This window comes from Serratia sp. NA_112.1, from assembly GCF_052691715.1.
Genome location: NZ_JBQZFO010000013.1, coordinates 81,170 through 107,370, shown reverse-complemented (window position 1 = coordinate 107,370; position 26,201 = coordinate 81,170). Strand labels below are relative to the sequence as shown.

The window sequence follows — 26,201 nt, the reverse complement described above, 5'->3', positions numbered from 1 at the left end:
CCTTCAGAAAAACGTTAACTGACAAGCATTAGGCTAACGCCCCGCTTTAGCGTATCACCATCAACGGCCAAACAGCCCGCCATCGCGCAGCAGATGCTGGTTGCCCTTGCGGCGGGTGAAACCGCTGCGGTCGAAGAACTCCAGCACCTGGATCGCCAGCTTGCGGCCCACACCGAGCCGATCGCGAAAATCGGCGGCATTGGCGCTGCCCTGCTCCACATCAAGCTCGCGGATCAGTGCCGCGAACTGTTCAATACGTCGACTTAGGTAATAACGATCCACCACTACTGCCGTGACATGCCCCAACTGTGCCGCTTTACGCAATGTCGCCCGTATCCGGGCCTCGTCTTCGCCCAATTCGCTCGCCAAATCGCGTACCCACCATGCCTCGTCGCCAAACCGCGGCTCAATACTGTCCCACAGGGTCAGTTCTTCGGCACTGAACGCCAGACCGTGCTCCGGCAGGTGCAACCAACCCCGGGTATTGTTTATCAACCCCTCGGCCAGCAGCCGATCGATCATCATAAATACCAGCGGTTCAGCAAGCTGAGGCAAAGCCATGCGCCGTAGGCGTGCCCGCCCCAGGCCGAGCTGATCGGCATGCTGCTGGTGATACTCGGCCAATACCTGCAATAAACGCTGTTGGCCCTGCTGTGCATTCTCCTGCGCCAGCGCCATATCGCCGGCAATCAGCAACTCACAGCCCGCCAACAGCGCTGCCAATTCGCCTGCGGTCAGTTGCCGGGCCCAGGAAAAAGCGGCCAGATCCAGTGCGCCATTAGGCAGATGCAACGCCAACACTTGCCGGTCATCGTCGGCCTGTGCCAGCGCCGCCAGCCAGGTCAGATACTCAGGTTGGCGCTTGCCTCGCTTCGGGGTGGTCAAACTCAGTACTCTGGCACCGCCCAGCGTTTGGCGAGCGCCAATATCCCGCAGCACCAGCCGGTCGTTTTCCGCCAGCCACAGTGGACGATCGAGGAGTAGCTCTGCCAGCCCCTCATTGAGCAGCGAAATTCGCCCGGTGATATGGCTGGCGGCATGATGCAGATGCAGCGGTTGCCAATGTTTTATCGGTTGGTCAGCATCCAACGCAACCAAAATGCGCTCGGCAGCGGCCAGCGGCTTTTGTGCCAGCAGCCAGTCACCGCGCGCCACCTGCTCTTTACTGACGTCACCGCTGATATTCAACGCGATACGCTGCCCGGCCTGCGCCTGCTCAACCTGCTGGTTTTGCGCGTGCAGGCCGCGTACCCGCACCGGAGTATCGGCACCGGTCAGCCACAGCGAGTCACCCACCGCCACCTGCCCGCCCAGCGCGGTACCGGTCACCACCAGACCCGCACCTTTTACGATGAACGCGCGATCCACCGCCAGACGGAAGCGACGGCTTAACGCATGTTCGTTTGACTGCAACGCCAACAGGTGCGCACGCAATGCATCGATCCCCCGCGCCTGTAGCGCTCCGGTGACGAACATCGGCACCTGATGCCACCCCTGGTGCGCCAGCTCGTCACTTAGCTGGCGTCGTACCTCTTCAATGCGTTCCTCATCCACCCGATCGGCCTTGGTCAGCGCCACAGTCAGCGCCGGCCGACCACTTAACCGCAGGATGGCCAGGTGCTCGCGGGTTTGCGCCATCACGCCGTCGTCACAGGCCACCACCAGCAGCGCATGGTCAATGCCGCCAACGCCTGCCAGCATATTGGCGAGGAATTTTTCATGACCGGGCACGTCGATAAAACCCAGCACCCGGCCATCCGGCTGCGGCCAGTAGGCATAGCCCAGATCTATGGTCATGCCGCGGCGTTTTTCTTCCGGCAGCCGATCGGCATTAATCCCGGTAATCGCCTGCAGCAGGGTGGTTTTGCCATGATCGACATGGCCGGCGGTAGCGATAATCATGCGCTCAGCGCCTCAATCAATGCGTTTTCCTGCTCCAGACAGCGTAGATCCAGCCACAGCCTGCCGTCGTTAATGCGACCAATCACCGGTTGCGGCAGACGGCGCCAGCGTTCCGCCAGTGCCTCCAAAGTCGCGCCGCGACCGTCCTGCGGCGTAAAGGTCAATGCATAGCTGGGCAGCCGATCCACCGGCAATGAACCGCTACCGATCTGCGACCAGCACGGCTCGGCACGCAACTGGAAATGCCCGGCAAACTGCGGCGTCAACGCCTGTAACAGTCGCTCGGCGGCATACTGCATGGCCTGCTGTGGGCGAGTGAGCAACCGCAGCGTCGGCAGTTGCTCCGCCAACAATTCAGGTTGTTGATAAAGGCGCAGCGTGGCCTCCAGCGCTGCCAGCGTCAGCTTGCCGACGCGCAGCGCACGCTTTAAAGGATGCTGCTGCAACCTGGCGATCAGCGCCTTTTTACCGACAATGATGCCGGCCTGTGGGCCGCCCAACAATTTGTCACCGGAGAAGGTCACCAGATCCACCCCGGCAGCCAGCAGCCGCTGCGGCATAGGTTCGGCCGGCAGGCCGTACTGCGCCATATCAATCAATGAGCCGCTGCCCAGATCAGTGGCGGTCGGCAGGCCGTGTTCGGCACCAAGCCGCGCCAGCTCGGCTTCTTCCACCGCGGCGGTAAAACCCTGGATGCTGTAGTTGCTGGTATGCACCTTCATCAGCAACCCGGTCTGTTCGTTAATTGCGTTACGGTAGTCCTTTAGATGGGTGCGGTTGGTCGTGCCGACTTCGACCAACTGGCAGCCCGCCTGACGCATCACATCGGGGATGCGGAACGCGCCGCCAATTTCCACCAGTTCACCGCGCGACACCACCACTTGCTTGCCGGGGGCGATCGCCGCCAGCATCAGTAGTACCGCTGCCGCATTGTTATTGACGATGCAGGCGTCTTCCGCGCCGGTCAGTTGACACAATAAATCCGCGACGGCGCGATCGCGATGGCCACGACCGGCACCATCGAGATCGTATTCCAGCGTCACCGCCGCGCCCATCGAACACGTCACCGCCTCTATCACCGGTTGCGCCAGCAAGGCCCGGCCGAGATTGGTGTGCAACACGGTACCACTGAGATTGAATACCGGGGCCAGCGACGGGCGTTGCTGTTGTGCCAACCTGACGCCAAGCGCCTGCGGCCAGTCAGCACACCAGCCAGGCAACCGTTGATGTTGTTTAATTGCCTCACGCGCCTGTAATTGCAGTTGGCGCAGTAGCTCGCTAATCAGCGTTTGGCCATGTTGTGCCACCAGCGGTTCGATAGCGGGATCGCGCAGCAGGCGGTCAATGGCGGGTAACTGGCTGTAAAGATGCAGGGATTCTGTGCTCATGGTCGCTCGGTTTTAATGTAATGGTCTCGGCATAAAGCAAAACCCCGCCGCAGCGGGGTAAGACTGCTGACCAAGCCTTGGTGGTTAACGTAATGATTTGAGTACCAATAAAAACAAAAGAATGATGTCTACTGGTTTACCCCAAACATCCGAAAACCACGTTTTTCGGGTGTTTGTCATCAATCTAAACCCCGCCGCAGCGGGGTAAGAGAAAGCAGATCAGGGGGGCGAGGTGCGGGCAAAGCTTTCGCGGGCAAACAGCCGTTCGGCCAGTTTGATCAACGCCGGTCGTTCAACGCACCAGTTGGGCATGATGCGGCGAAAGTTGAGGTAGCCCAATGCGCAGCCGGTAGCGATGTCCGCCAGCGTCAGCGTTTCGGTGTTCAACAGCTTTTTTTCCTGCGCCAACTTTTCCAGCGCGTCCAGCCCGTGCGTCAGCTTGGCGCGCTGGCGCAGGATCCAGTTTTCGTCCTGTTTGTCCGACGCCCGTTTGCTCTCGCGAAACAGCGTGGCGGCGGCCTCTGTCACGCCATCCGCCAGGGCTTCCACCTGACGTATGCTCAGTGCTGCCGCGCGATCGGCAGGTAAAAAAGCCGGAGCTACCGACAACAACTCAAGGTATTCGGCGATCACCCGCGAGTCGTAAAAGACGCTACCGTCGTCAGCCACCAGCACCGGAACCTTGGCGAGCGGATTTAGCTCCACCACCCGGCTGCCCGGCTCATACGGCGGATCGTTAACGAATTCGAACGCCATACCCTTTTCCAACAGCATCACGGAAATCTTGCGGACAAAAGGGCTGGTGTAACTGCCAATAAGCTTCATCAGTCTTCCCCTCGGCTTGCAAACCTCAGCGTTGTTATTTGATCGTCAGCGTGTCGATAATCTGCTGCACCAGTGCCTGGTGCGCCTCCGGCGTTTTGGCCGGCGACAACATTTGCAGCGTCACCACCCGCTTATTGAACACCGTCAGCACGATGGTGGATACCACCTTCTGCCCGTTGATGCTCTGCTCGGTATCCAGACGATGGAATTTCTGTTTACCGACGGTGAAGTTCTCTTCTTTGGTGGTCTGGATATTCTGATAACGATCGGCCAGTTCGGTAATGATGCTCTGCGTCAGATCTTTCAGCATTTTATCGCTGCTGTTGAGCTTCATGTCGTCTGGCGGGATCACTTCGGAAGAGACGGTGCTCTGGCGCGATTTGCCGTCCAGAAAGCGCTGAATAGTGGATTGGCTGTCGTTGATGATGCCGCTGTTCTGGGTCTGATCGCTAAAGCCCGATGGCAATTCAAAGGTAATCTTGCCCTTTTGCATCGAGACTTTCAGGCCCGGAGGAGCTGCAGGTTTTGTCTCCACCACCGGCGGTGGCGGTGCAGGTTGCGTGACGACCGGCTTGGTATCCGGCTTCGGCACTTCCGGTTTGGTGTCGTCCTTGTTGTCACAGGCCGCCAGTCCGATGGCCAAAACGGCAACCGCCGTGAATTTCGCAATGGTCTTCAACATCGTCAGTCCCTTTCCTTTCGCTTCGCGCGTCATTGCGTAAACGTAGCAAGTCGCCCCGGCGAATGCCAGAAACCCAGTCCGAAATTAATCATTGTTGTTCACTACCAAGAGACGTAGCGAGCAACGGCAGTTTGAGCGCGGACAGCGCACAGGCCCCGGAGCGTACACGCAGTACGTGAGGAGGCCGAGCACTGCCCAAGGTCAACATGCCGCAGCACAGTAGCCGGAGACCATCATTCCCCAGGGAACAGGAACGGGTTGATGCTGCTACGTGCAAAGCCTTCATCTTCCATTTTGGCGTCGAGCACCAGCGTGGCCAGATCGTCGGCAACCGCCTCAACCTGCGGGTCTTTCTCCTGATATAAAATCTTCAGGTAAGTGCCGCAGTCACCGCAGCTTTCCGCTTTCACTGCCGCCAGTTCGCTGTCCAGCGACCAGTAGTTGAGGTCACGGGTCTGCTCACAGTTGCTGCATTTGATTCGCACCACGTGCCATTCGCTTTCGCACAGGTTGCAGTGCAAATAACGCAGGCCGCTGACGGTGCCGATATGCACCACGCTGGAAACCGGGATACTGCCGCACACCGGGCAGAATTGGCGGTGCTCGCCATATTCGGCGCGTGCCTTGCCGGGGATAAGACCTGCCATCTGCGCCCAGTAAAGCGACAGCGCGGCCCAGATAAACGGCGCTTTCTCGCTGCCAATCTTGCTGAACTCTTGGTTAAGCAACGCCTGAGCCATCAGTTCTAACTCATGCGACGAGGCCTTTTCCAGGTTATCCAGCACCGCCAGAATGTGTTCCGGCGCCTGCGGGCGCAACTCGGCAATCAGCGAAGCCAGCAGTTTGTGCCAGTGTTCACTGCGCGGAAAAACGCTCAGATCCAGCGGGGGTTTGCCGCTGGCTGCGCCCTGTTGTAACGCTTCGGTCAGATCCAACGTCAGCGGATTGTCGTGCAACGCGTGATGTTGCGCCTCGGCCAGTTGGGCGGCGAAGTTCAGGTAGTCGCCCAGCGGGTTGTCGGTCGCCAGCTTGCGCAGGCGTTCAGCACGGCGGCTGTAAAGGCTTTTCAGATTCGCGAAAAGTAACGGCGGGATGGTTTCCGCCGTTGTGGACTTCTCACGCTGTGCCCCTAACTGCTCTTTAGGAACAATGCGGATGCTCATCAGGGTTTGTCTTCCTGTTGTTTCTCGCGGACCTCTCGGTACCAACGCGGGTGATGTTTTTTAGCCCAGGCCGCCGGCACCCAGCCTTCCACCATCGCGGTAATGGTGCCTTTTACCCACAGCGCGGCGTAAATATGCACCATGATAACGATAATCAGGCCAACCCCTGCCAGCGAATGCACCAGCAACGCGATACGGATCAGCGGTATCGGGAAGGACGGCGCAAAGTACGGCCGCCAAATCACCACACCGCTGGCCAGCAACAGCACCAGACTAATGATTGCCGCCCAGAATACGCACTTCTGACCGAAATTATAACGCCCGGTGTCACCCACTTCTTCGTTCATGACGATTTTTTGGATGTTTTTAGCCCAGACGATGTCTTCACGGTTGATCAGGTTATGCTTCCAGTAGCGCAGGAACATCAGCAGGAAGGCCACAAACATAATCACCCCGATAAAAGGGTGCAGAATGCGCGCCAACTGCGGCGTGCCGAGAATGTTCATCAACCAGTTGAAGGAAGGGAAAAAGAACCCCAACCCGCTGATGGCGGCGAACACAAAGCAGAACGCCACAATCCAGTGGTTAATCCGCTCCGGCGCGCTGTAGCGCTGAATACGCTTTTCCTTCTTCATTTGCGCGTCTCCTCATCGTGCAGTTCGTCGTTGTCTTCCTCTTCGACGCGATTAGGGCCGACGCCGACATAGTGGAACACGCTCGCTGCAAAGGTGGCGGCAAAGCCGATGGCCGCCAGGGGTTTCCACACGCCTTTCCAGAACGTGACTGCCGGGCTGATGGTCGGGTTATCCGGCAAACCGTGATAGAGCTGCGGCTTGTCGGCATGGTGCAGCACATACATCACGTGGGTGCCGCCCACGCCCGCCGGATCGTACAGACCGGCGTTCTGATAACCTCGGGTGTTCAGCTCGCTGACGCGCTCGGCGGCGATCTCCTTCATGGCGTCCTTGGTGCCGAAATGGATGGCCCCGGTCGGACAGGTCTTCACACAGGCCGGTTCCTGGCCGACATCAACCCGATCGACGCACAGGGTGCACTTGTACACCCGGTTGTCGTCCTTGTTCATGCGCGGCACATCGAACGGGCAACCGGCGATGCAGTAACCGCAGCCGATGCAGTGTTCAGACTGGAAATCGACGATGCCGTTGGCGTACTGGATGATGGCCCCTTCCGACGGGCAGGCCTTCAGGCAGCCCGGATCGGCGCAGTGCATGCAGCCGTCCTTGCGGATCAGCCACTCCAGCTTGCCGTTCTCCTCAACTTCGGAAAAGCGCATCACCGTCCACGACTTGGCGGTCAGATCGGCGGGGTTATCGTACACCCCGACGTTGTGACCGATTTCATCGCGGATGTCGTTCCATTCGGAACAGGCCACCTGACAAGCCTTGCAGCCGATACAGGTGGTGACATCGATCAGTTTGGCCACTTCCTCCTGGTGGTCACGGGCGCGCGGCGCCGGCGTGAAACCATTGGTGGCGGATTTACGAATGATGTCCTGAGATTGCATTGCCATAATTCGTCTCCGTTACACCTTTTCCACGTTGACCAGGAACGCCTTGAACTCTGGCGTTTGCGTATTGGCATCACCGACAAACGGCGTCAGCGTATTGGCAATAAAGCCTTTCTTCGCCACCCCTTCGTAACCCCAGTGGATCGGGATACCTATGGTGTCGACCTCCTGGCCGTGCACCTGCAGGGTACGGATACGCTTGGTCACCACTGCCTTGGCCTTGATAAAGCCGCGGTTGGAGCTGACCTTCACCGTATCGCCATGCTGAATGCCTTTTTTCGCCGCCAGCTTCTCGCCAATCTCCACAAACTGCTCCGGCTGTGCGATAGCGTTGAGTATCGCGTGCTTGGTCCAGTAGTGGAAATGCTCGGTCAACCGGTAAGTTGTCCCAACGTACGGGAACTTGTCGGAAGTGCCCATTGCTGCCAGATCGTCCTTGAACACCCTGGCCGCCGGGTTGGAAACCACGTTCGGGTGCAGCGGGTTGGTACCGAGCGGCGTTTCAAACGGCTCGTAGTGTTCCGGGAACGGCCCTTCGGCCATTTTATCGGTGGCAAACAGGCGGCCCATGCCTTCCGGCTGCATGATGAATGGCCCCACGTCACTGCCCGGTGCGGCGGCGCTGTAGTCCGGAATATCCACCCCGCCCCACTTGGTGCCGTCCCACTCCAGCAACTGACGTTTTGGATCCCAGGGCTTGCCCTGTGGATCGGCAGAAGCACGGTTGTACAGGATGCGGCGGTTGAGCGGCCAGGCCCAGGCCCAACCCAGCGTATTGCCGAGACCGGAAGGATCGGCGTTATCGCGCCGCGCCATCTGGTTACCGGCCTGTGTCCAGCTACCGGCGAAGATCCAACAGCCGCTGGCCGTCGTACCGTCGTCACGCAGGTGGGCAAAGGTGCTGAGTTGCTCACCTTTTTTCGCCAGCACTTTGCCGTCGGCGTCGAGAACATCCGCCAACGCCTTGCCGTTGCTTTCCATCGCCACTTCTTCAGAAGCAGGATTTTCCGGCGTCAGATAATCCCAGGTCATGTTCAGCACCTGTTCAGGTACCGCCCCCCCTTCACGCGCGTACATCTCACGCAGACGGATAAAGATACCCGCCAGGATTTCCCCGTCGTTCATCGCTTCACCCGGAGCATCAGCGCCCTTCCAGTGCCACTGCAACCAGCGCCCGGAGTTGACGATTGAACCGTTCTCTTCAGCGAAGCAGGTGGACGGCAGGCGGAACACCTCGGTCTGAATCTTCGACGGATCAACGTCGTTGAACTCGCCGTGGTTCTGCCAGAAGTTGGAGGTTTCGGTATTGAGCGGATCAATGGTCACCAGGAACTTCAGTTTTGACAGCGAGGCCACCACCTTGTTCTTGTTCGGGAACGACGCCACCGGGTTAAAGCCCTGACAGAAGTAACCGTTGACCTTGCCTTGTGACATCAGCTCGAAGTACTGCAGCACATCGTAGCCTTTGTCCCACTTCGGCAGCCAGTCGAAGCCCCAGCCGTTTTCCTTCTGCGCCTTGTCGCCGTAGAAGCTCTTCATCATGCTGACGAAGAATTTCGGGTAGTTGCTCCAGTAGTTCACCTGGCCCGGCAGCAGCGCCTTCGGCGTATTGGCTTTCAGGTAGGTGTCGATATCGGTCTGTTTCTCCGACGGCAGCGTCATATAGCCCGGCAGGCTCTGCGACAGCAGGCCCAGGTCGGTCAGCCCCTGAATGTTGGAGTGGCCGCGCAGCGCGTTGACGCCGCCGCCCGCCATGCCCATGTTACCGAGCAACAGCTGGATCATCGCCATGGTGCGGATGTTCTGCGCGCCGACCGAGTGCTGAGTCCAACCCAGGGCGTACAGGAACGACGCGGTTTTATCCGCCACACAGGTTTCGGCGATGTATTCGCACACCTTGATGAAGTCTTCGGTTGGCGTACCGCAGATATTGTTTACCACCTCCGGCGTATAGCGGCTGACGTGCTGTTTGAGCAGGTTCCACACGCAACGCGGGTCCTGCAGTGTCAGATCGCGCTTGGCGAAGCCGTTTTCATCGAACTGGTAGTTCCAGGTGGTTTTATCGTACTTGCGGTTTTCCGCGTCATAACCGCTGAACAGGCCGTCTTCAAAGGTAAAGTCTTCCCGCACCAGCAGGCTGGCGTTGGTGTAGGCGTGGACGTATTCGTGGTTAATCTTGTCGTTGGTCATCAGGTACAGCAACACGCCCGACAGGAAGGCAATGTCGGTGCCGGAACGGATCGGCGTGTAGAAATCTGCCACCGATGCGGTACGGGTAAAGCGCGGATCGATGACGATCAACTTGGCTTTATTGTGTATTTTGGCTTCCATCGCCCAGCGGAATCCTACCGGATGCGCTTCCGCCGCATTACCGCCCATGACGATAATCAGATTCGCGTTCTTGATATCAACCCAGTGGTTGGTCATCGCACCGCGACCAAATGTTGGAGCAAGACTTGCTACCGTTGGTCCGTGTCAGACACGTGCTTGGTTGTCTACGGCAAGCATGCCGAGAGCGCGACTAAATTTTTGCGTTAAATAACCGGTTTCGTTACTGGAAGCAGAGGCACACAGCATGCCGGTGCTCAGCCAGCGGTTGACGGTCACGCCCTGTTCGTTGGTTTTAACGAAGTTGGCGTCACGATCTTCCTTCATCAGCTTGGCGATGCGGGTGAAGGCGTCGTCCCAGCTCAGGCGCTGCCACTTGTCGGAACCTGGCGCGCGGTACTCCGGATACTGAAGGCGGCTTTCACTATGGATGAAGTCGACCAAACCTGCGCCTTTCGGGCAAAGCGCGCCGCGGTTGACCGGGTGATCCGGGTCGCCTTCAATGTGGAAAATGCTTTCTTTGGCGTTTTTGGCGCCATCACCAAGGCTGTACATCAACAGCCCACAGCCGACGGAACAATACGTACAGGTATTACGGGTTTCACGGGCGCGCAGCAGTTTGTACTGCCGGGTTTCCGCTAACGCCACTTCCGGGGCAAAGCCCAGAGCAGCTACCGTCGTCCCTGCCATACCGCCAGCGCAGATCTTAAAGAACTGCCTTCTGCTGACCTGCATGGGGGTCTCCTTTCACTTGCGATTGTCACATTGTTTCAAATGGCGCTTTCCCCCTGGAAGCGGGAAGCGCTAAAATTACTGTTGTTTTTACGCGGCAATATTACCACAGCGTATTTGTGGGTGTTACAAACAGGTGCCACTTAAGTGAACAATATAAACCCAGACCAACATATCAATGAAACCTTGCTCACAGGGGTGACCCGGTCTCAGGTGTATCAACGCGGGCAACTCGCCACCGCACAGCAGGATTGGCTGGCGGAAGAAGTGCCGGTCGCGCTGGTCTATAACGGCATTTCTCACGTGGTGATGATGTGCACCCCCAAAGATCTGGAGGCCTTCGCCCTGGGCTTTTCCCTGTCTGAAGGCATCATCGAGTCACCGCGCGATATTTACAGTATAGAGATTAACCAAACTTGTAACGGACTGGAGGTGAAAATTGAGCTTTCCAGCCGTCGCTTTGCCGGTTTGAAAGAGCGCCGCCGTGCCATGGCAGGCCGCACCGGCTGCGGCGTGTGCGGTATCGAACAGTTGGCGGATATTTTTCGCCCGCTGCCTGCATTGCCGTTTACCCAAACCTTTTCCCTCACCAACCTCGATCACGCGCTGGAGCAGCTAAAGCAGGTGCAGAGCGTCGGCCAGCTCACCGGTTGCACCCACGCCGCCAGTTGGATCTCACCACAGGGGGAACTGCTGGGGGGCTGTGAAGACGTAGGACGCCACGTGGCGCTCGACAAGCTGCTCGGCGTGCGGGCAAAACAAGACTGGCAACAGGGAGCAATCCTGGTTTCCAGCCGCGCCAGCTATGAAATGGTGCAAAAATCCGCCATGTGCGGCGTCGAGATCCTGTTTGTGGTTTCTGCCGCCACGTCACTGGCAGTGGAAATCGCCGAGCGCAGCAACCTGACGTTGGTCGGCTTCAGCAAACCCGGCCGTGCCACGGTGTTTACCCACCCGCAGCGCATTGTGGATTAACCAAAGACCACAATATAAGTAGGGCATTGATAATCATTTTCAATATCATTTAAATAACTATAATGATCCGACTGCTTACGCGGTGCTCACATAATGCGCCGCCCTATACCCTTGGAGATGATGATTATGAGTTACTCACTGCCATCCCTGCCGTACGCCTACGACGCACTGGAACCGCATTTCGACAAGCAGACGATGGAAATCCATCACACCAAACATCACCAGACTTATGTTAACAACGCCAACACCGTGCTGGAAGCTTACCCAGAGCTGGCTCAATACAGCGTTGAAGACCTGATCCAGGATCTGGATAAAGTGCCTGCTGACAAGCGAACCTTCATGCGTAACAACGCCGGCGGCCACGCTAACCACAGCCTGTTCTGGAAAGGCCTGAAAATCGGCACCACTCTGGGTGGCTCCCTGAAAGCGGCTATCGAACGTGATTTCGGCAGCGTTGAGAAATTCCAGGAAGAGTTCGAGAAAGCCGCAGCGACCCGCTTCGGTTCAGGTTGGGCCTGGCTGGTACTGAAAGGCGACAAACTGGCTGTAGTGTCTACCGCTAACCAGGACAGCCCGCTGATGGGCGAAGCCGTTGCCGGCGCTTCAGGCTTCCCAATCGTGGGCCTGGACGTGTGGGAACACGCTTACTACCTGAAATATCAAAACAAACGTCCAGACTACATCAAGGCATTCTGGAACGTGGTTAACTGGGATGAAGCCGCAGCACGCTTCGCGGCGAAGAAGTAATTCGCCCCCAAAAATGAAGATACCCGCTTCGTGCGGGTATTTTTTTGACCAAAATTCGCTAAAGTTTGACCGTTCTTTGCCGATGGTTTATTCAATTGACGTTCGCCCAAAGGAAAGGAAAATCATTATGGCGGCATTGAAAACATTGGCAGGAAAGTTTGTTCATCTCACCGTGGGTAAAAAACTCGGTCTCGGTTTCGCACTGCTGCTGCTGCTGTCCACGGTCATCGCTGGCACCGGCGTGCAATATCTGCACATCATCAAATCCCGTTCCGCTCGCATCGATTTCAGCAACCATTTGAAAGAGGAGATCAACCAGGCCAAGTACAACCGCGCCATGTTCAGCCAAACCTACAAGACAGAGTATCTACAGAACAACCGCACTAACATCAAGAACGCTGTCAAACTGATCGGTCAGGGGCAGGAGCTGGACTGGGACCCGCAGAGCCACAAAGATCTGCAACGACTAATCACGCTGATCGACGAATATCAGCAGCAGCAAACAGCCTTTGAACAGGCCGTGGCAGCGAAAGACGCCGTGCGCCAGAGTTGGAATATGTCAGAGGTCCAGGCCAGCCTGGATCAAGTAGAGCGCCAGTTAAACAACGGTGAACTTCAACTTGCTTTCATCCAGCTAAATCAAAAACTGACCCAGATACACTACGGTTCCCGCGGTCTGCTCTTGAACCTGAATAAGGAAACCGAAACCTCGTTGATGACCACTATCGACGAGGCGCGCAACGCAGCCAACGCGTTGAATCGCCGGGTCAGTGAAGCACAGCGCCCTCAGTTGCAACCGCTACTGACTACACTCGACAATTACAAAAAACGTATCGCGGCCTATCTACCCGCCTATCAGCATGAACAGCAGCTCAGCCAAGAGCTCAGCGGAAGCGCACAACAGATCGGCGAACTGGTGAACGCCTTTATGCTGGACGAACTGGCGCAGACCCGCCACGACATCAATCTAGCGCAGTTGCAGATGGGTATCACCACCTTGATAGCCATCATCGCTGGGGTGCTGATCGCTTGGCGCATCACGCTGCAGATCACCCGCCCACTGCATAACACACTGGCGATGGCAGAACGTATCGCCAACGGCGATCTGCGCCAAGCGCAGACCAGCGACCGCCGCGACGAACTGGGGCAGTTGCTGAACGCCGTGGCGGCAATGAGCCAGAATCTGCGCGATATGATTGAGAAGATCCAACTGGGGGTCAGTCAGGTTTCGACCGCCTCGTCAGAAATTGCCGCTGGCAATACTGATCTGTCCTCCCGCACCGAGCAGCAGGCGGCGGCGGTTGAAGAAACGGCTGCCAGTATGGAACAGTTAACCGCGACGGTGAAACAAAACGCCGAAAACGCCCATCATGCTAATCAGTTGGCTACCGACGCCTCGCAGACTGCCCAGCAGGGCGGCAAGCTGGTGGAAAGCGTGGTCAGCACCATGCGCGATATTTCCAGCAGTTCGCAGCGGATCGCCGAAATTACGACCCTGATCAACGGTATTGCCTTCCAGACCAACATTCTGGCGCTGAACGCGGCAGTGGAAGCTGCGCGTGCCGGCGAACAGGGCCGTGGCTTCTCGGTGGTCGCCAGCGAGGTGCGCAATCTGGCACAACGCAGTGCCCAGGCAGCAAAAGAAATCGAAGGGCTGATTGCCGAGTCGGTCAACCGGGTACAGACCGGTACCACACTGGTGGAAAACACCGGCAACACCATGGAGCAAATCGTTCTGTCGGTCACCCACGTGCGTGACATCATGGCGGAAATCGCCGCGGCCTCCGACGAACAGACCCGCGGCATCGCCCAGATCGGCCAGGCAATTGTCGAAATGGACCACACCACCCAGCAGAACGCCGCACTGGTGGAAGAATCCGCCGCCGCCGCCGACTCGCTGGAGGAACAGGCAGAAATGCTGTTGCAGAGCGTCTCGGTCTTCCGCCTGACGGAACATTCTGCGCCTGTCGCCGCGAAAGCCGTCGCAGTCAAAACCCCGAGCGGCAAACAACCGGCCAGCCAAACCGCCGGGCAAGACAACTGGACCACCTTCTGACCCTATCCCGCCCGAAACCTCTCGGGCGGGTTATTGTTCCCCGCGGCCAACTCGGGCTATGCTGGGCCTTCGACGCGGGACAAGGAGGCGCATATGCATCACCCAGAGGTTTACATCGGCACTATCCAACCCTACGAAGGCGGGCGGCCCAGCGGCATTGCCAAACGCCTGGTGGACGGTGCCGTCAAGCTGACCCCGCTCGGCCTGGAAGGCGATGAACAGGCAGAGAAAAGTTATCACGGCGGGCCGGACCGTGCGCTGTGTCACTATCCACGTGAACATTATGACCACTGGCGTGAACAGTTCCCGGCACAAGCGGAAAAGTTCAGCGCGCCCGCTTTTGGCGAGAACATTTCTACCCTCGGGCTGACCGAACATAACGTGTTTATGGGCGATATCTTCCGCTGGGGCAAAGCGCTGATCCAGGTCACCCAGCCGCGTTCTCCCTGCTTCAAGCTCAACTACCATTTTGCTATCGATGAGATCTCGGTGCTGATGCAGCAAAGCGGCCGCTGCGGCTGGCTGTACCGCGTGGTATCTGCCGGCAAGGTCAGCGGCGATCACCCGCTGGAACTGATGACGCGCAACAGTGATGTCTCGGTCGCCGAAGCCATTGGCATCGCCTGGCATATGCCATTTGATGAAGAGCAGTATCGTCGCCTGCTGGCGGTGGCCGGGCTGTCTGCCAGCTGGAGCAAAACCATGCTGACGCGCATCAGCGAAGGACGTCTCGAAGACTTTAATCGCCGCTTGCTGGGCCGCTAAAACAGACCGGTGGAAAATAAAACCTGACGCTGCCTACAGCGCTTAACTTTTTCACCGGCCTATACTGTTCAGCGTCGGTTGTTCCGGCAACCTCATTCAGGCAGGAGCAAAGTTATGAACACCCCGTCTCATTCGATTCACCCTGCAGCAGCCGAAGGCTACCAGGCCAACGCCGATCGTTACGTTAAAGGGCGTCCGGATTATCCGCCGGAGATAGCGACCTGGCTGCGCGACACCATCGGCCTGCACGCCGGTATGACGGCTCTCGATCTCGGTGCCGGCACCGGCAAGTTCACCCCTCGCCTGCTGGAAACCGGTGCGCAGGTGATCGCCGTCGAACCCGTGGCCCAAATGCTGGAAAAGCTGTCGGCGGCGCTGCCGCAGGTGAAAACATTGGCAGGCACCGCGGAATCTATCCCATTGCCGGATGAGTCGGTCGACGCGGTAGTTTGCGCGCAGTCCTTCCACTGGTTTGCCACGCAGCAGGCTTTGGCCGAAATCCAGCGCATCCTCAAGCCCGGCGGCAAACTTGGCCTGGTGTGGAACATGCGCGATGCGCGCGTGAGTTGGGTGCGTAAACTCAATCAGATTGTCGACCGCCATGAAGGCGACGCGCCGCGTTTCTACACCGGTGAATGGCGTAAACTTTTCCCGTCCAAAGGATTAGAACCGCTGCAGGAACAGGTGTTTATGCTCGGCCACCAGGGCGCAATAGAAGATGTGATTTATAACCGGGTGCGCTCCACCAGCTTTATCGCCGCCTTGCCGCACGAGCAGCAGGAACAGGTGATCGAACAGATTCGGCAGTTGGTGGCAGAGGAAGGGGAATTGCAGGGCAAGAATACGGTGACAGTGCCCTATCAGACCAAGGTGTATTTCACCACCAAGCGATGAAAACCGGGCGCCACAAAAGGCGCCCCAGCAATCAGAAAGCTTTTCTGGCGTAGCCGGTGACCACTTTCAGGCCCATTTCACGGCCCAGTGCGGTCATCGGGTGCACCACGATCAGGCCGCGCACGTTTTTCTTCAACGTGCCCATATCCGCCTGCTCTTTCTTGGTGATTTCACGATTGAACGGCAGTTTGCTCAGCTTTTGCGCTTCGGCGCTCAGCTTCTCAACGCGCACGCCTTTCAGGCGCTCGATCTCCGCTGCCATCTTCTCTTTTTCTTTGGTGTGCTGAGCAATCAGGTCAAGATTACCCTGTTGGATAATCAGGGTGTCTTTGTGCTTGAGGGCGTCCAGCAGGTCGCTAAGGCGCTTGATCTCTGCCTTTTCTATTTCTTTCATGGTTTCTGGCCTGTTGTGCCGATACGGCACGCTAATCAATGATGTCCACATTGTAGCAAAATGCGCGCGTGGTTACTCGTCTTGCGCGATGCCCGGTGGCAAGCCGCTCATCTCGCAGGCTTTGGCACCAACACGCGCCAGTGCCTGGCTGTAACGGGCATTAAACGGGTAGCAGCAGGAAAGCCGCAACGCGTTACGATAGCGGCCACTGGGGGAATACAGCGTGCCCGGTGTCAGGCAAATTTGTTCCTCCAGCATCTGGTGGAACAACGCCACGCTGTCGACCCCGACCGGGAACTCCACCCAAAACACGAATCCGCCCGCGGGTTGTGTCGCCCGGGTGCCACGTGGGAAGTGACGCGCAATCAGCGCCCGTGCCTCATCCACCTGAGCGGCGTAGCGTTTACGCAGGTTGCGCAGATGGTGATCGTATCCACCGGTTTCCAGAAACATCGCCAGAGTTTCCGACAGCAACTGCGACTCGGACATCGACGACACCGCCTTCAGCTTGCGCAACGCCTCGTTAAAGCGCCCCCCACTGATCCAACCGATGCGAAAGTCCGGTGCCAGGGTCTTGGTAAAGCTCGAACAAAACAACACCCAACCGTCGCGATCGAAAGATTTTACCGCCGGGGACAGCGCACCGCCGAATTGCAGTTCTGCGTACAACCCATCTTCTATCAGAGGTACCTGGTGATCGTTCATCAACCGCGCCAAACGTTTTTTCGCCGCCTGCGGCATGGTGCAACCCAACGGGTTTTGCACCGTCGGCATGGCGATTACTGCGTTCAGTCGCTTTTCATTGAGCAACAGCTCCAGCGCATCCAGCGACAGCCCGTGCTGCGGATCGGTAGGAATTTCCAACGCCTTCAGCCCCAGGCTGGCCAGCAGCGGCAGCAGATAAAAATAGGTCGGTGACTCCAGGCCAATACAATCGCCCGGTTTGGTGGTCACGCGCAGCGCCAGTTGCAGCGCCTCCATGCAGCCATGAGTCAACGTGATATCGCCGGGTTCCAGCAGCATGCCCAGCGTCATCGAACGACGGGCTACCTGCTGTCGCAGCCGCAGGCTACCGGGCGGTAGCGCATATTGACCGATTAAATTCGGCTGACGGCGTAACTGCGACGAAAGCATCCGCCCCAACTTGCCACCGGGATAGAAATCAGAAGTCTGTGGGCAGGCCAGCGAAAGATTGGTGAATGCCGGGTTTTGCTGGGCGGCGAACACCGTGTCGATCAACGCCAGTACGTCATCTGCCGGTGGCTCTATCCGGTTGCTGGTCGGCGAAGCAGCTTTCAGCGCCGGCAAGGTGTTGCAGACATAAAAACCGGACTGTGGCCGTGCCTCTATCAGCCCGCGATCTTCCAGGGTGCGGTAAGCCGCCACCACGGTATTGATACTGACGCTATGGCTTTGCGCGCAACGGCGCACCGAAGGTAAACGGCTGCCGGGTAGCAACGTGCCACGGCGTATGGCTTCTGCCAGCGTATCCGCCAGCTGCTGGTAGCGCGTTTCCGGCATTTCATCGAGCAAGGTCACAGTTTGTCTCCAGGCAATGGGTACAGTTTAAATTTGATACAACTGTATCCATGACAATAGCGGGTTTTTGGTTCTGTCACCATCTGCCTGTAGGTTTTATGCTGGTTCCCTTGCTTCTCAGCCCTTGTAAGGAACCCATTATGCTGGACTCCGCCTTTATCAGTTATGTCACGGTGATGTCGATCACCCCCGGCCCCAACAACCTGCTGCTGGCCTCGTCCGGGGTCAATTTTGGTCTGCGCCGCACCATGCCGATGGTGTTCGGCATCAGCCTGGGTTGTGGGGTACAGTTGGCCCTGACCACTAGCCTGCTGGCGCTGGTGCTGAGTTGGGCCGGAGCGATACGTTTCCCGCTGGCGGTGATTGGCTGTGCCTATTTACTGTGGTTGTCGTGGAAGCTGTTCCAGGCAACCTCGCCGGATGCCAAACAGCAGGCACAGCCGATGCGCTTGCTCAACGGCGCGCTGTTTCAGGCGGTGAATCCCAAAGCCTGGCTGATGGCGATTAACGTCGCCATTCTGTTCACCCCGCGTGAAGGGGCCAGCCTTGGCCATACGCTGATGATCATTGCCGGTTTCACCGCCCTGAACATTCCTTGCGTACTGGTGTGGGCGATATTGGGCGATCGGCTGCGTGATGCGCTACGCGTGACCTGGAAACTGCGGTTGTTTAACGGCGTCATGGCGGGCTTGATGGCAGCCACGGCACTGTGGCTGTTATTCGACGAGTGGCGCGCGGCCTTTGCTTAATTGCGGCCAAGCGGGGAAAGCCGGGACGGTTGCTTGGCACCGATGCCGGCGATCAGATCGGTGACCGACAGCACCATAGTGGAACGTAACACCTGTTGGTATCGCTGACGCTGCATGGCGATCAGCGATTCTTCCGCTTCGCCGGGCTGCAGGAAGGTCGGTACCGGCGGCAGCGCAGCCACGCAATGCAGTTCACCGAACGGCCCGAGGATTTCATCATCGACAAAACGGTATTCCGCCCCGTCGTGGTTCAGTTCTTCACGCATCGCCATCAGCAGTTCGGCGTCTTCGTATTCGTGACGTGAGATCACCCCCAGCCCATACATCAGCTTCAGGCGTACCGACAGCTCACCCAATGGACCGGCGCCGGACAATAGCGGTTCGACGGCATACTTCACCGCATAGTCATCTTTGCGGAACACCTGCACCACCAGAACGTTCAGCGCTTCCGCCAGCAGCTCTACCGCCGCGATCAGAAAACTGCGCACCGTCTTGCCTGCGTTCAGCCGTTCCAGAACCTTATTTTCAAATGCCTGTGCTTCTTCCATCGTCGCTTTTCGAATGGCGTGGGAGGGGTATGCTGTATTGGCCACTAATTTAATACCATAGGCGTTATTGTCGCAGCCAGTTTGCGGGCGGACAGCGCGCAGAATCCGGAGCGTACACGTAGTACGTGAGGAATTCGAGCTCTGCCCAACCGTAAAATGGCAAGTAAAATAGCCTATTGGCGCTGCATGGCGTTATACACAGCAATGGCCTGTTCTACAACCTCACTTTCCGCCGGCAGGCCGGAAATTTGCGCCAGCGCCGCTTTTGGCCCCAGTTTGGCCAGCAGTTCCACCAGCTCTTTGGCCTGCGGATCCTGCTCGCTGCGGTAGCTCATGGCGGCGGCAATACCCTGGATCAGATTGTCATGCGGCAGACCGTATTCCAGCGTGCCGAGCAGCGGCTTGATCAGGCGATCGCCAGCGCTCAGCTTACGCAGTGGCTGACGGCCCACACGCTCCACGTCATCGTGCAGATAGGGGTTTTCAAAGCGGCTGAGGATTTTTTCAATGTAAGCGGCATGCTTGGCGGCGTCAAAACCGTAGCGTTTGATCAGCACTGCACCGCTCTCTTCCATCGCACCTTTCACCACACGGCGGATCGCCGGGTCGAGAATGGCATCGCGGATGGTCAGCAGGCCGGCCTGTTGGCCAAGATAAGCGGTAATCGCATGGCCGGTATTGAGCGTGAACAACTTACGCTCAACAAACGCCATCAGGTTATCGGTCAGCTCCATGCCGGCGATTGCCGGTGGCTGGCCCTTGAACTGGGTTTGATCGACAATCCACTCGCTGAAGGTTTCAACCGTCACTTCCAGCGGATCGCTGCTGCCCGCTTCCGTCGGCGGTACAATGCGGTCAACCGCCGAATCAACGAAGCCAACATGCTGTTCGACCCATGCCTGATCTTCCTGCGGCAACACATCGAACACGTGCTGCTTTAACTGGCTGGTGCCACGCACCATGTTCTCGCAGGCGATGATGTTCAGCGGTTGGCTGTTGCCTTGCTGACGACGTTTGATTAACCCTTTGGCGATAGTCCCAGCAATCTTAGCCAGGATCTGTGGGCCCACGGCGGTGGTCACGACATCCGCTTCGGCGATCAGCGCAACCGCCTCTTCACTGCCGCTATTCACTGCGCTGACATTGTTGACCTGCTCGACCCGGGCCTGCTCACCGACCACGTTGACCTGGTAGCTTTTACGGCTGCTGAGCAGGTCCAGCACCGTCTGGTTAACGTCGGCAAAGGTCAGTTCGGCCTGCGCGTCCGCCAGTAGCTTGCCGATAAAACCACGGCCAATATTCCCCGCACCGAAATGTAATGCTTTCATATTCCTACCTTTCTAATGTCGAAGGGTGCAGCAAGCTGCACCCCTTAAAATGATTCCGTTATCCGCGTTTTTTGCCGCCCAGCAGATCCAGCACTTCCTGCACATTGGTGGTATGCGCCAGTCGTTCGATGACGCCCTCGTCATCCAACGCGTTGGTCAGGCTGGTGATCACCTGGATATGTTCGTTATTGCGTGCGGCAATACCGATGACCAGCCGAGCTACCTCGTCCTCTTCATCACCGAAACGTACGCCCTGCGGGTATTGGCAGAACACCACGCCGGTGCGCAGTACCCGGTCTTTGGCTTCGATGGTGCCGTGCGGCACGGCGATCGACTCGCCCAGATAGGTGGAGGTCAGTTTTTCGCGCTCCAGCATTGCAGGAACGTATTCCGGCTCGACGTAGCCGCCCTTGACCAGTTGCTCACCGGCAAAGCGGATCGCCTGTTCCTTGTCGCTGGCCTGCAGGTTAAGGAACACGTTACTTTCGCTGAGTCTGAACAGGTTTTGCTCGCTCGCTTCAAAGCTATCGTCAAGCCGGCTGATGACTTTCTGTTGGTTATCGGTGGTTTTGTTGGCCGCCACCAGACGCTCGGTCAGATCGCTGTACAGCTTGCTGTCGAGGAAGTTGGTCAGCGAGATATGCTGAGCCTGTGGCGCATGGCGCATCGCTCGTTCGGTCAGATCGCGGTGAGTAATCACCAGATCAACATCGTCCGGCAGGCTATTGATGGCGCTGTTGGTCACCGAGATATTTTTCAGCCCGGCATCCGCCACTTTTTTGCGCAGCACCCCGGCCCCCATCGCACTGGAACCCATGCCGGCATCGCAGGCAACGATGATTTTACGTACCGTGGTCAGGTCGCCATCGACCGCTGCATGAGCCGCCGCGCCGCCTTTAGACTGCGACTTCATTTCTTGCATACGGCGAGTGGCATCGATCAGGCCGTCCTCTTCTTTCACTTTTGAGGTCTTCAGCAGGAAGCTGGCGACCACGAATGACACCACAAATGCCGCACCGATAGCCGCCAGGTTGGCGAAATAAGCGCCCTTCGGCGTCATCGCCAGCACCGCCAGAATCGAACCCGGTGAAGCCGGTGAAACCAAACCGCCATTCAACAGGGTCAAGGTGAATACCCCGGTCATGCCACCCAGGATCACCGCCAACAGCAGGCGTGGGTTCATCAGCACGTACGGGAAGTAGATTTCGTGGATACCACCGAAGAAGTGGATGATCGCCGCACCACCGGCAGACTGCTTGGCACTGCCGCGGCCAAAGAACATGTAGGCCATCAGCACGCCCAAACCCGGGCCTGGGTTGGCTTCGATCAGGAAGAAGATGGATTTGCCGGTTTCTGTCGCCTGCTGAATGCCCAGCGGTGAGAAGATGCCGTGGTTAATCGCGTTATTCAGGAACAGGATTTTCGCCGGTTCCACGAAGATGGACGCCAGCGGCAACAGGTTGTTGGTCACCATGATATTTACACCGGCAGCCAGGATATGCGACAACCCTTCTACCAGCGGACCAATCGCCATAAACGACAGAATGGCCAGCAGCATACCGATAATGCCAGCGGAGAAGTTGTTCACCAACATCTCAAAACCGCTTTTGATCTTGCCGTCTACCCAGCGGTCAAAATGCTTGATCGCCCAGCCGCCCAGCGGACCGGCAATCATCGCACCGAGGAACATTGGCATGTCGGCACCGACAATCACACCCATGGTAGTGATCGCACCGACCACGCCGCCGCGCTCGCCCCCCACCAAGCGGCCACCGGTGAAACCGATCAGCAGCGGCAGCAGGTAAGTGATCATTGGGCCAACCAACTTGGCTAAGGTTTCGTTCGGCAGCCAACCGGTAGGAATGAATAGCGCGGTGATGATACCCCAGGCGATAAATGCGCCAATGTTGGGCATCACCATGTTGCTTAAGAAGCGGCCAAAGTTCTGAACTTTGACTTTGATGTCTGGTGAAAACATAAAACACACCCCTATTGTTACGCGCTGACAATAGAGCGCGTGATTATTGTTGTTACGATCCAGCTGTGTTGTGGCTGTACGCGAAATGGACTCTATCACGCTGTTTTTACTGTGCGAACTTCACGAGTTTTTTGTGATTCAGATCACCAATACCACCCCACTCAATGGGCACTTATAGTGATCTGAATCACATTTAATCGGTGTAGAAAAAATACAACGAGCAAGATTCGCCCTGAAATCCCAATAAAATGCGATTATGAACACGTTTTTACATTGCGTGTTTGTTTTTAAATTGTGACATTAATCACAATTTATTTATTGATGGTTACCGAATCCTGGTCTGGAGGTGTTCTTCCCTGTGAGCATTCATCCCGTCGGGAAATAGCAGTGCGATGAATGAAAGAAAACTACATATCGGAAAAAGATGATTGATTGAAGTGTAGTACAGAAGCGACGCGCAAGAAGTGAGCAAGTGATTGGAAAGACTGGGCGGGAATTCTTGGAACAGAAAGGCAGAAGCCGAGATACCAGCCTCTGCCTTTCTACTATTACTGGGTGACGCTTGAGACGGTTTTCTGTGCGTTCAGTAAATCCTGCTGCTTGGCGACCAGATTCGACATCATGGTGTTGTACTGCGTTGCCTGCTGGGAAGTACGCAATTGCACGCCGTTATTGTTAAAGCTCACCTGATTACCCTGTGTACGCAGGAAATCCCCAACCTGCACCAGATCCTGAACGAAACTGGCGGTAGCTGGAATAACCGGCATCAACGCATTGGCCGGCCCGGTGACAATTTTGTCGTAGGCCTGGTTATACACGGCTTTCAGATCGTCAGGTTGCTTCAGCGCTGCCCGGGCGGTATCCGCCTGCGACTTGGCCGACTGGATCTGCTGCCCCAGTAGGTTCAGCGCCCCAACGGATTGCTGCAGCGAATCGCGCTTGCTCATGTAGTCCTGTGCGGTGCGGATCTGGTTAATTTGATCCAGCGCCGGCGTCAGGCTGGCATCCAGTGATTTGGACAACTGCTGTGAAAAACCGACCAAAATAGCGTAATCACCAGCATAGTTGCCGAACTTCTGTTTCTGATCTTCGCTCAGCGTCGGGATTTTCGCGCCGCTGCGCATCACCGTGTTCTGTATGTAATCTATAAACGCCTTGCGTTGTTCCGGCTCTTTATCGCCGCAAGCAGTCAGCTGCATGACCACCAACAATGCCAATACCGGGGCCAACCAACGCGCGAAATTTCTGCTCTGGATCCCTACCGCCATGTGACATAACTCCTGTTATAAACCTGCTTTTTCATCGGACTCCGTCCCTTTTGCTGCACTCCCTGCACCTATAAGAATAGATCAACTGAGTGCGATCCGATACGCGATTCACCTTTCGGGGCTTATTCTTCGGTGAAAGGGAAGTAATAGCGATACCTGAAACCAGGTCGAACATGATTTGAGAGCGAAGAAATCAAGCCCTACCCCCCAATTCAGCCCCCAAGTCAGTGAGCTATTGGCAGCGTTAAAAGGAACAGGTTTGACACAAAACCGCCCACTGCGCCGACAGCAATAGAAAAGGCGCCCGCAGGCGCCTTTTCACAGCAGAACCGCTTATTGCAGCACGGAGATATCCGCCACCTGCAAGAACAGCTCACGCAGCTTACTCAGCAGCGTCAGACGGTTCACACGCACCGCTTCGTCTTCTGCCATTACCATGACGTTGTCGAAGAACGCATCGACCGGCTCACGCAGGTCAGCCAGCTCCACCAACGCATCCTGATAGTTGCCTGCCGCAAAATACGGCTCCAGCTTATCGCGCAGCACCACCAGATGGGTCGCCAGTTGAATCTCAGCCGCTTCTTTCAATACCGAGGCATGGACGCGGTCATTGAGCGTATCGGTAGATTTGGCCAGGATATTGGAAACGCGTTTATTGGCCGCAGCCAGTGCAGCTGCCGCTTCCAGGGTACGGAAGTGGGTCACCGCTTTAACGCGCGCATCGAAGTCCGCCGGTTTGGTCGGACGACGAGCCAACACCGCCTGAATGGTGTCTACCGCGTGGCCTTCTTCCTGATACCAGGCGCGGAAACGGCCCAGCATGAACTCGACCACTTCATCGACAACTTTGGCGTTGGTCAGCTTGCTGCCGTAAAGGCGCACGGCCTCTTCGGTCAGGGTCAGCAGATCCAGCGTCAGGTTTTTCTCGACGATGATACGCAGCACCCCCAATGCAGCACGGCGCAGTGCGAACGGATCCTTATCGCCTTTCGGATGTTGCCCGATGCCGAAAATGCCGGCCAGGGTGTCCATCTTGTCGGCAATCGCCAACGAACAGGCCACCAGCGACTCCGGCAGTGCATCACCGGCAAAGCGCGGCTGGTACTGTTCGTTCAGCGCAACCGCCACGTCTTCAGCTTCGCCGTCATGACGCGCGTAGTGCATGCCCATCACGCCCTGGGTGTCGGTGAATTCGAAGACCATGTTGGTCATCAGATCGCACTTCGACAGCAGGCCCGCACGGGTGGCGTGGTTAACGTCGGCACCAATCTGGCCGGCAACCCAGCCCGCCAGCGCCTGAATACGATCGGTCTTGTCGCGCAGGGTGCCCAGTTGCTGTTGGAACAGCACGGTTTCCAGACGCGGCAGGTTATCTTCCAGACGTTTTTTGCGGTCGGTGTTGAAAAAGAACTCGGCATCGGCCAAACGCGGACGCACTACCTTCTCATTACCGGAGATAATCTGCTGCGGATCTTTGGATTCGATGTTGGCCACGAAGATAAAGTTCGGCAGCAGTTTGCCCACGGCGTCATACACCGGGAAATACTTCTGGTCGCCCTTCATGGTGTACACCAGCGCTTCCGCCGGCACCGCCAGGAATTTATCTTCGAATTTGGCGGTCAACACCACCGGCCATTCAACCAGCGAGGCCACTTCTTCCAGCAGGCTTTCGCTCAGATCGGCCTTGCCGCCAATGGTCGAAGCAGCCAGCTCGGCGTCACGCTTGATCATCGCCTTACGGGTTTCGTAATCGGCGATCACCTTACCGCGCTCCTGCAGGATCTGCGGATATTGGTCGGCATTGTCGATAGTGAATTCCGCTTCACCCATAAAACGGTGGCCGCGAACCGTACGCGCGGAATCGATGCCCAGCACGGTACCTGGGATCAGTTCCGCACCCAGCAGCATCGTCACGGTGTGCACCGGACGCACGAACTGCACGTCGGAATCGCCCCAACGCATCAGTTTCGGGATCGGCAGTTTGGCCAGTGAATTGCTGACCATGCCTGCCAGCAGCGCTTGCGCGGACTGACCTTTAACATGGGCGCGGTACAGCAGCCATTCGCCTTTGTCGGTCGCCAGGCGTTCGGCCTGATCGACGGTAATGCCGCAGCCGCGTGCCCAGCCTTCGGCCGCCTTGCTTGGCTTGCCTTCGGCGTCAAACGCCTGGGCAATAGCCGGGCCGCGTTTTTCGACTTCGCGATCGGCCTGTGCAGCGCTTAAATTAGCCACTTTCAGCGCCAGACGGCGCGGCGCGGCAAACCAGCTCACTTCGCCGTGCTCGAGGTTAGCGCTATCGAGCTCAGCGGTAAAATTCGCGGCAAAGGATTCTGCCAGTGAACGAAGAGCCTTCGGCGGCAGCTCTTCCGTGCCGATTTCCACCAGGAAAGTCTGTTGAGTCATGGCTGCCTC

Annotated in this window: 21 protein-coding genes; 6 read left to right on the top strand and 15 right to left on the bottom strand. The window is 57.3% G+C overall.

Features of this window, described 5'->3' with window-relative positions; all coding sequences use genetic code 11:
- Nucleotides 1-60: 60 nt before the first annotated feature.
- The 8 genes from selB to fdnG form a co-directional block, all read right to left on the bottom strand.
- Nucleotides 61-1,902 (bottom strand): selenocysteine-specific translation elongation factor, encoded by a 1,842-nt coding sequence (selB, locus tag ACUTQ5_RS19960; protein WP_445652650.1) that lies wholly within the window; start codon nucleotides 1,900-1,902, stop codon nucleotides 61-63.
- Nucleotides 1,899-3,290: an L-seryl-tRNA(Sec) selenium transferase gene (gene selA / locus ACUTQ5_RS19955; protein WP_445652649.1), complete on the bottom strand. Its 1,392-nt coding sequence runs from the start codon at nucleotides 3,288-3,290 to the stop codon at nucleotides 1,899-1,901. The genes selB and selA overlap by 4 nt, the downstream gene beginning before the upstream one ends.
- Nucleotides 3,291-3,509: 219 nt before the next feature.
- Nucleotides 3,510-4,115, bottom strand: coding sequence for a glutathione S-transferase (locus tag ACUTQ5_RS19950; protein WP_261092910.1), 606 nt, complete (start codon nucleotides 4,113-4,115; stop codon nucleotides 3,510-3,512).
- Between the two features lie 34 nt (nucleotides 4,116-4,149).
- Nucleotides 4,150-4,797 carry a DcrB-related protein gene (locus ACUTQ5_RS19945; protein ID WP_445652648.1) on the bottom strand — a complete coding sequence of 216 codons (648 nt, stop codon included), beginning with the start codon at nucleotides 4,795-4,797 and terminating at the stop codon, nucleotides 4,150-4,152.
- A 233-nt stretch (nucleotides 4,798-5,030) separates the two neighbouring features.
- Entirely contained in the window at nucleotides 5,031-5,960 is a 930-nt protein-coding gene (gene fdhE / locus ACUTQ5_RS19940) for a formate dehydrogenase accessory protein FdhE (RefSeq protein ID WP_445652647.1), read from the bottom strand.
- Nucleotides 5,960-6,595 carry a formate dehydrogenase cytochrome b556 subunit gene (gene fdoI, locus ACUTQ5_RS19935; RefSeq protein WP_445652646.1) on the bottom strand — a complete coding sequence of 212 codons (636 nt, stop codon included), beginning with the start codon at nucleotides 6,593-6,595 and terminating at the stop codon, nucleotides 5,960-5,962. Before fdoI ends, fdhE begins: the two co-directional genes overlap by 1 nt.
- Nucleotides 6,592-7,491, bottom strand: coding sequence for a formate dehydrogenase subunit beta (gene fdxH, locus ACUTQ5_RS19930; RefSeq protein ID WP_135314605.1), 900 nt, complete (start codon nucleotides 7,489-7,491; stop codon nucleotides 6,592-6,594). The genes fdoI and fdxH overlap by 4 nt, the downstream gene beginning before the upstream one ends.
- 12 nt (nucleotides 7,492-7,503) lie before the next feature.
- Nucleotides 7,504-10,551: a formate dehydrogenase-N subunit alpha gene (gene fdnG, locus ACUTQ5_RS19925; RefSeq protein ID WP_445652645.1), complete on the bottom strand. Its 3,048-nt coding sequence runs from the start codon at nucleotides 10,549-10,551 to the stop codon at nucleotides 7,504-7,506.
- Nucleotides 10,552-10,695: 144 nt separating this feature from the next.
- Here fdnG and fdhD point away from each other — a divergent pair, with 144 nt between their 5' ends.
- The 5 genes from fdhD (at nucleotide 10,696) to ACUTQ5_RS19900 (ending at nucleotide 15,985) form a co-directional block, all read left to right on the top strand.
- On the top strand, nucleotides 10,696-11,523 hold the full coding sequence (fdhD, locus tag ACUTQ5_RS19920; protein ID WP_445652644.1) for a formate dehydrogenase accessory sulfurtransferase FdhD: 828 nt from the start codon (nucleotides 10,696-10,698) through the stop codon (nucleotides 11,521-11,523).
- Between the two features lie 126 nt (nucleotides 11,524-11,649).
- Complete coding sequence (sodA, locus tag ACUTQ5_RS19915) at nucleotides 11,650-12,270, top strand: superoxide dismutase [Mn] (RefSeq protein ID WP_445652643.1); 621 nt, start codon at nucleotides 11,650-11,652, stop codon at nucleotides 12,268-12,270.
- A gap of 127 nt (nucleotides 12,271-12,397) precedes the next feature.
- Nucleotides 12,398-14,326, top strand: a complete 1,929-nt coding sequence (locus ACUTQ5_RS19910; protein WP_445652642.1) for a methyl-accepting chemotaxis protein — start codon at nucleotides 12,398-12,400, stop codon at nucleotides 14,324-14,326.
- A 93-nt stretch (nucleotides 14,327-14,419) separates the two neighbouring features.
- Nucleotides 14,420-15,091, top strand: a complete 672-nt coding sequence (gene yiiM / locus ACUTQ5_RS19905; RefSeq protein ID WP_445652641.1) for a 6-hydroxyaminopurine reductase — start codon at nucleotides 14,420-14,422, stop codon at nucleotides 15,089-15,091.
- 114 nt (nucleotides 15,092-15,205) lie between these two features.
- Nucleotides 15,206-15,985 carry a class I SAM-dependent methyltransferase gene (locus ACUTQ5_RS19900; RefSeq protein ID WP_445652640.1) on the top strand — a complete coding sequence of 260 codons (780 nt, stop codon included), beginning with the start codon at nucleotides 15,206-15,208 and terminating at the stop codon, nucleotides 15,983-15,985.
- A gap of 31 nt (nucleotides 15,986-16,016) precedes the next feature.
- Here ACUTQ5_RS19900 and ACUTQ5_RS19895 read toward each other — a convergent pair whose 3' ends face one another.
- Both ACUTQ5_RS19895 and ACUTQ5_RS19890 read right to left on the bottom strand, forming a co-directional pair.
- Nucleotides 16,017-16,379 (bottom strand): YibL family ribosome-associated protein, encoded by a 363-nt coding sequence (locus tag ACUTQ5_RS19895; protein ID WP_261111514.1) that lies wholly within the window; start codon nucleotides 16,377-16,379, stop codon nucleotides 16,017-16,019.
- 72 nt (nucleotides 16,380-16,451) lie between these two features.
- Nucleotides 16,452-17,918: an aminotransferase-like domain-containing protein gene (locus tag ACUTQ5_RS19890; RefSeq protein WP_445652639.1), complete on the bottom strand. Its 1,467-nt coding sequence runs from the start codon at nucleotides 17,916-17,918 to the stop codon at nucleotides 16,452-16,454.
- Nucleotides 17,919-18,058: 140 nt separating this feature from the next.
- Between ACUTQ5_RS19890 and ACUTQ5_RS19885 the strand changes: the two genes are divergently transcribed.
- Nucleotides 18,059-18,667: a LysE family translocator gene (locus ACUTQ5_RS19885; protein WP_445652638.1), complete on the top strand. Its 609-nt coding sequence runs from the start codon at nucleotides 18,059-18,061 to the stop codon at nucleotides 18,665-18,667.
- Here ACUTQ5_RS19885 and ACUTQ5_RS19880 read toward each other — a convergent pair.
- The 5 genes from ACUTQ5_RS19880 to glyS form a co-directional block, all read right to left on the bottom strand.
- The gene (locus tag ACUTQ5_RS19880) at nucleotides 18,664-19,215 is read right to left on the bottom strand and encodes an MltR family transcriptional regulator (protein WP_012004547.1); all 552 of its coding nucleotides are present in this window, start codon (nucleotides 19,213-19,215) and stop codon (nucleotides 18,664-18,666) included. The genes ACUTQ5_RS19885 and ACUTQ5_RS19880 overlap by 4 nt on opposite strands.
- A gap of 173 nt (nucleotides 19,216-19,388) precedes the next feature.
- Nucleotides 19,389-20,543, bottom strand: a complete 1,155-nt coding sequence (locus tag ACUTQ5_RS19875) for a mannitol-1-phosphate 5-dehydrogenase (protein WP_445652637.1) — start codon at nucleotides 20,541-20,543, stop codon at nucleotides 19,389-19,391.
- A gap of 58 nt (nucleotides 20,544-20,601) precedes the next feature.
- A complete protein-coding gene (locus ACUTQ5_RS19870) occupies nucleotides 20,602-22,521 on the bottom strand; it encodes a PTS mannitol transporter subunit IICBA (protein WP_445652636.1) in 1,920 nt (639 codons plus the stop codon).
- Nucleotides 22,522-23,069: 548 nt separating this feature from the next.
- Entirely contained in the window at nucleotides 23,070-23,789 is a 720-nt protein-coding gene (locus ACUTQ5_RS19865) for a DUF3053 domain-containing protein (protein WP_445652635.1), read from the bottom strand.
- Nucleotides 23,790-24,122: 333 nt separating this feature from the next.
- Nucleotides 24,123-26,192 (bottom strand): glycine--tRNA ligase subunit beta, encoded by a 2,070-nt coding sequence (gene glyS, locus ACUTQ5_RS19860; RefSeq protein ID WP_445652634.1) that lies wholly within the window; start codon nucleotides 26,190-26,192, stop codon nucleotides 24,123-24,125.
- Nucleotides 26,193-26,201: the final 9 nt, after the last annotated feature.

Coding starts and splice junctions, on each gene's coding strand:
- ACUTQ5_RS19870 (WP_445652636.1), bottom strand. CDS start 22,521: ATGTTTTCACCAGACATCAAAGTCAAAGTTCAGAACTTTGGCCGCTTC.
- fdhE (WP_445652647.1), bottom strand. CDS start 5,960: ATGAGCATCCGCATTGTTCCTAAAGAGCAGTTAGGGGCACAGCGTGAG.
- ACUTQ5_RS19950 (WP_261092910.1), bottom strand. CDS start 4,115: ATGAAGCTTATTGGCAGTTACACCAGCCCTTTTGTCCGCAAGATTTCC.
- ACUTQ5_RS19910 (WP_445652642.1), top strand. CDS start 12,398: ATGGCGGCATTGAAAACATTGGCAGGAAAGTTTGTTCATCTCACCGTG.
- ACUTQ5_RS19895 (WP_261111514.1), bottom strand. CDS start 16,379: ATGAAAGAAATAGAAAAGGCAGAGATCAAGCGCCTTAGCGACCTGCTG.
- selA (WP_445652649.1), bottom strand. CDS start 3,290: ATGAGCACAGAATCCCTGCATCTTTACAGCCAGTTACCCGCCATTGAC.
- selB (WP_445652650.1), bottom strand. CDS start 1,902: ATGATTATCGCTACCGCCGGCCATGTCGATCATGGCAAAACCACCCTG.
- ACUTQ5_RS19865 (WP_445652635.1), bottom strand. CDS start 23,789: ATGGCGGTAGGGATCCAGAGCAGAAATTTCGCGCGTTGGTTGGCCCCG.
- ACUTQ5_RS19900 (WP_445652640.1), top strand. CDS start 15,206: ATGAACACCCCGTCTCATTCGATTCACCCTGCAGCAGCCGAAGGCTAC.
- ACUTQ5_RS19875 (WP_445652637.1), bottom strand. CDS start 20,543: ATGAAAGCATTACATTTCGGTGCGGGGAATATTGGCCGTGGTTTTATC.
- ACUTQ5_RS19945 (WP_445652648.1), bottom strand. CDS start 4,797: ATGTTGAAGACCATTGCGAAATTCACGGCGGTTGCCGTTTTGGCCATC.
- sodA (WP_445652643.1), top strand. CDS start 11,650: ATGAGTTACTCACTGCCATCCCTGCCGTACGCCTACGACGCACTGGAA.
- yiiM (WP_445652641.1), top strand. CDS start 14,420: ATGCATCACCCAGAGGTTTACATCGGCACTATCCAACCCTACGAAGGC.
- ACUTQ5_RS19885 (WP_445652638.1), top strand. CDS start 18,059: ATGCTGGACTCCGCCTTTATCAGTTATGTCACGGTGATGTCGATCACC.
- fdxH (WP_135314605.1), bottom strand. CDS start 7,491: ATGGCAATGCAATCTCAGGACATCATTCGTAAATCCGCCACCAATGGT.
- glyS (WP_445652634.1), bottom strand. CDS start 26,192: ATGACTCAACAGACTTTCCTGGTGGAAATCGGCACGGAAGAGCTGCCG.
- ACUTQ5_RS19880 (WP_012004547.1), bottom strand. CDS start 19,215: ATGGAAGAAGCACAGGCATTTGAAAATAAGGTTCTGGAACGGCTGAAC.
- fdoI (WP_445652646.1), bottom strand. CDS start 6,595: ATGAAGAAGGAAAAGCGTATTCAGCGCTACAGCGCGCCGGAGCGGATT.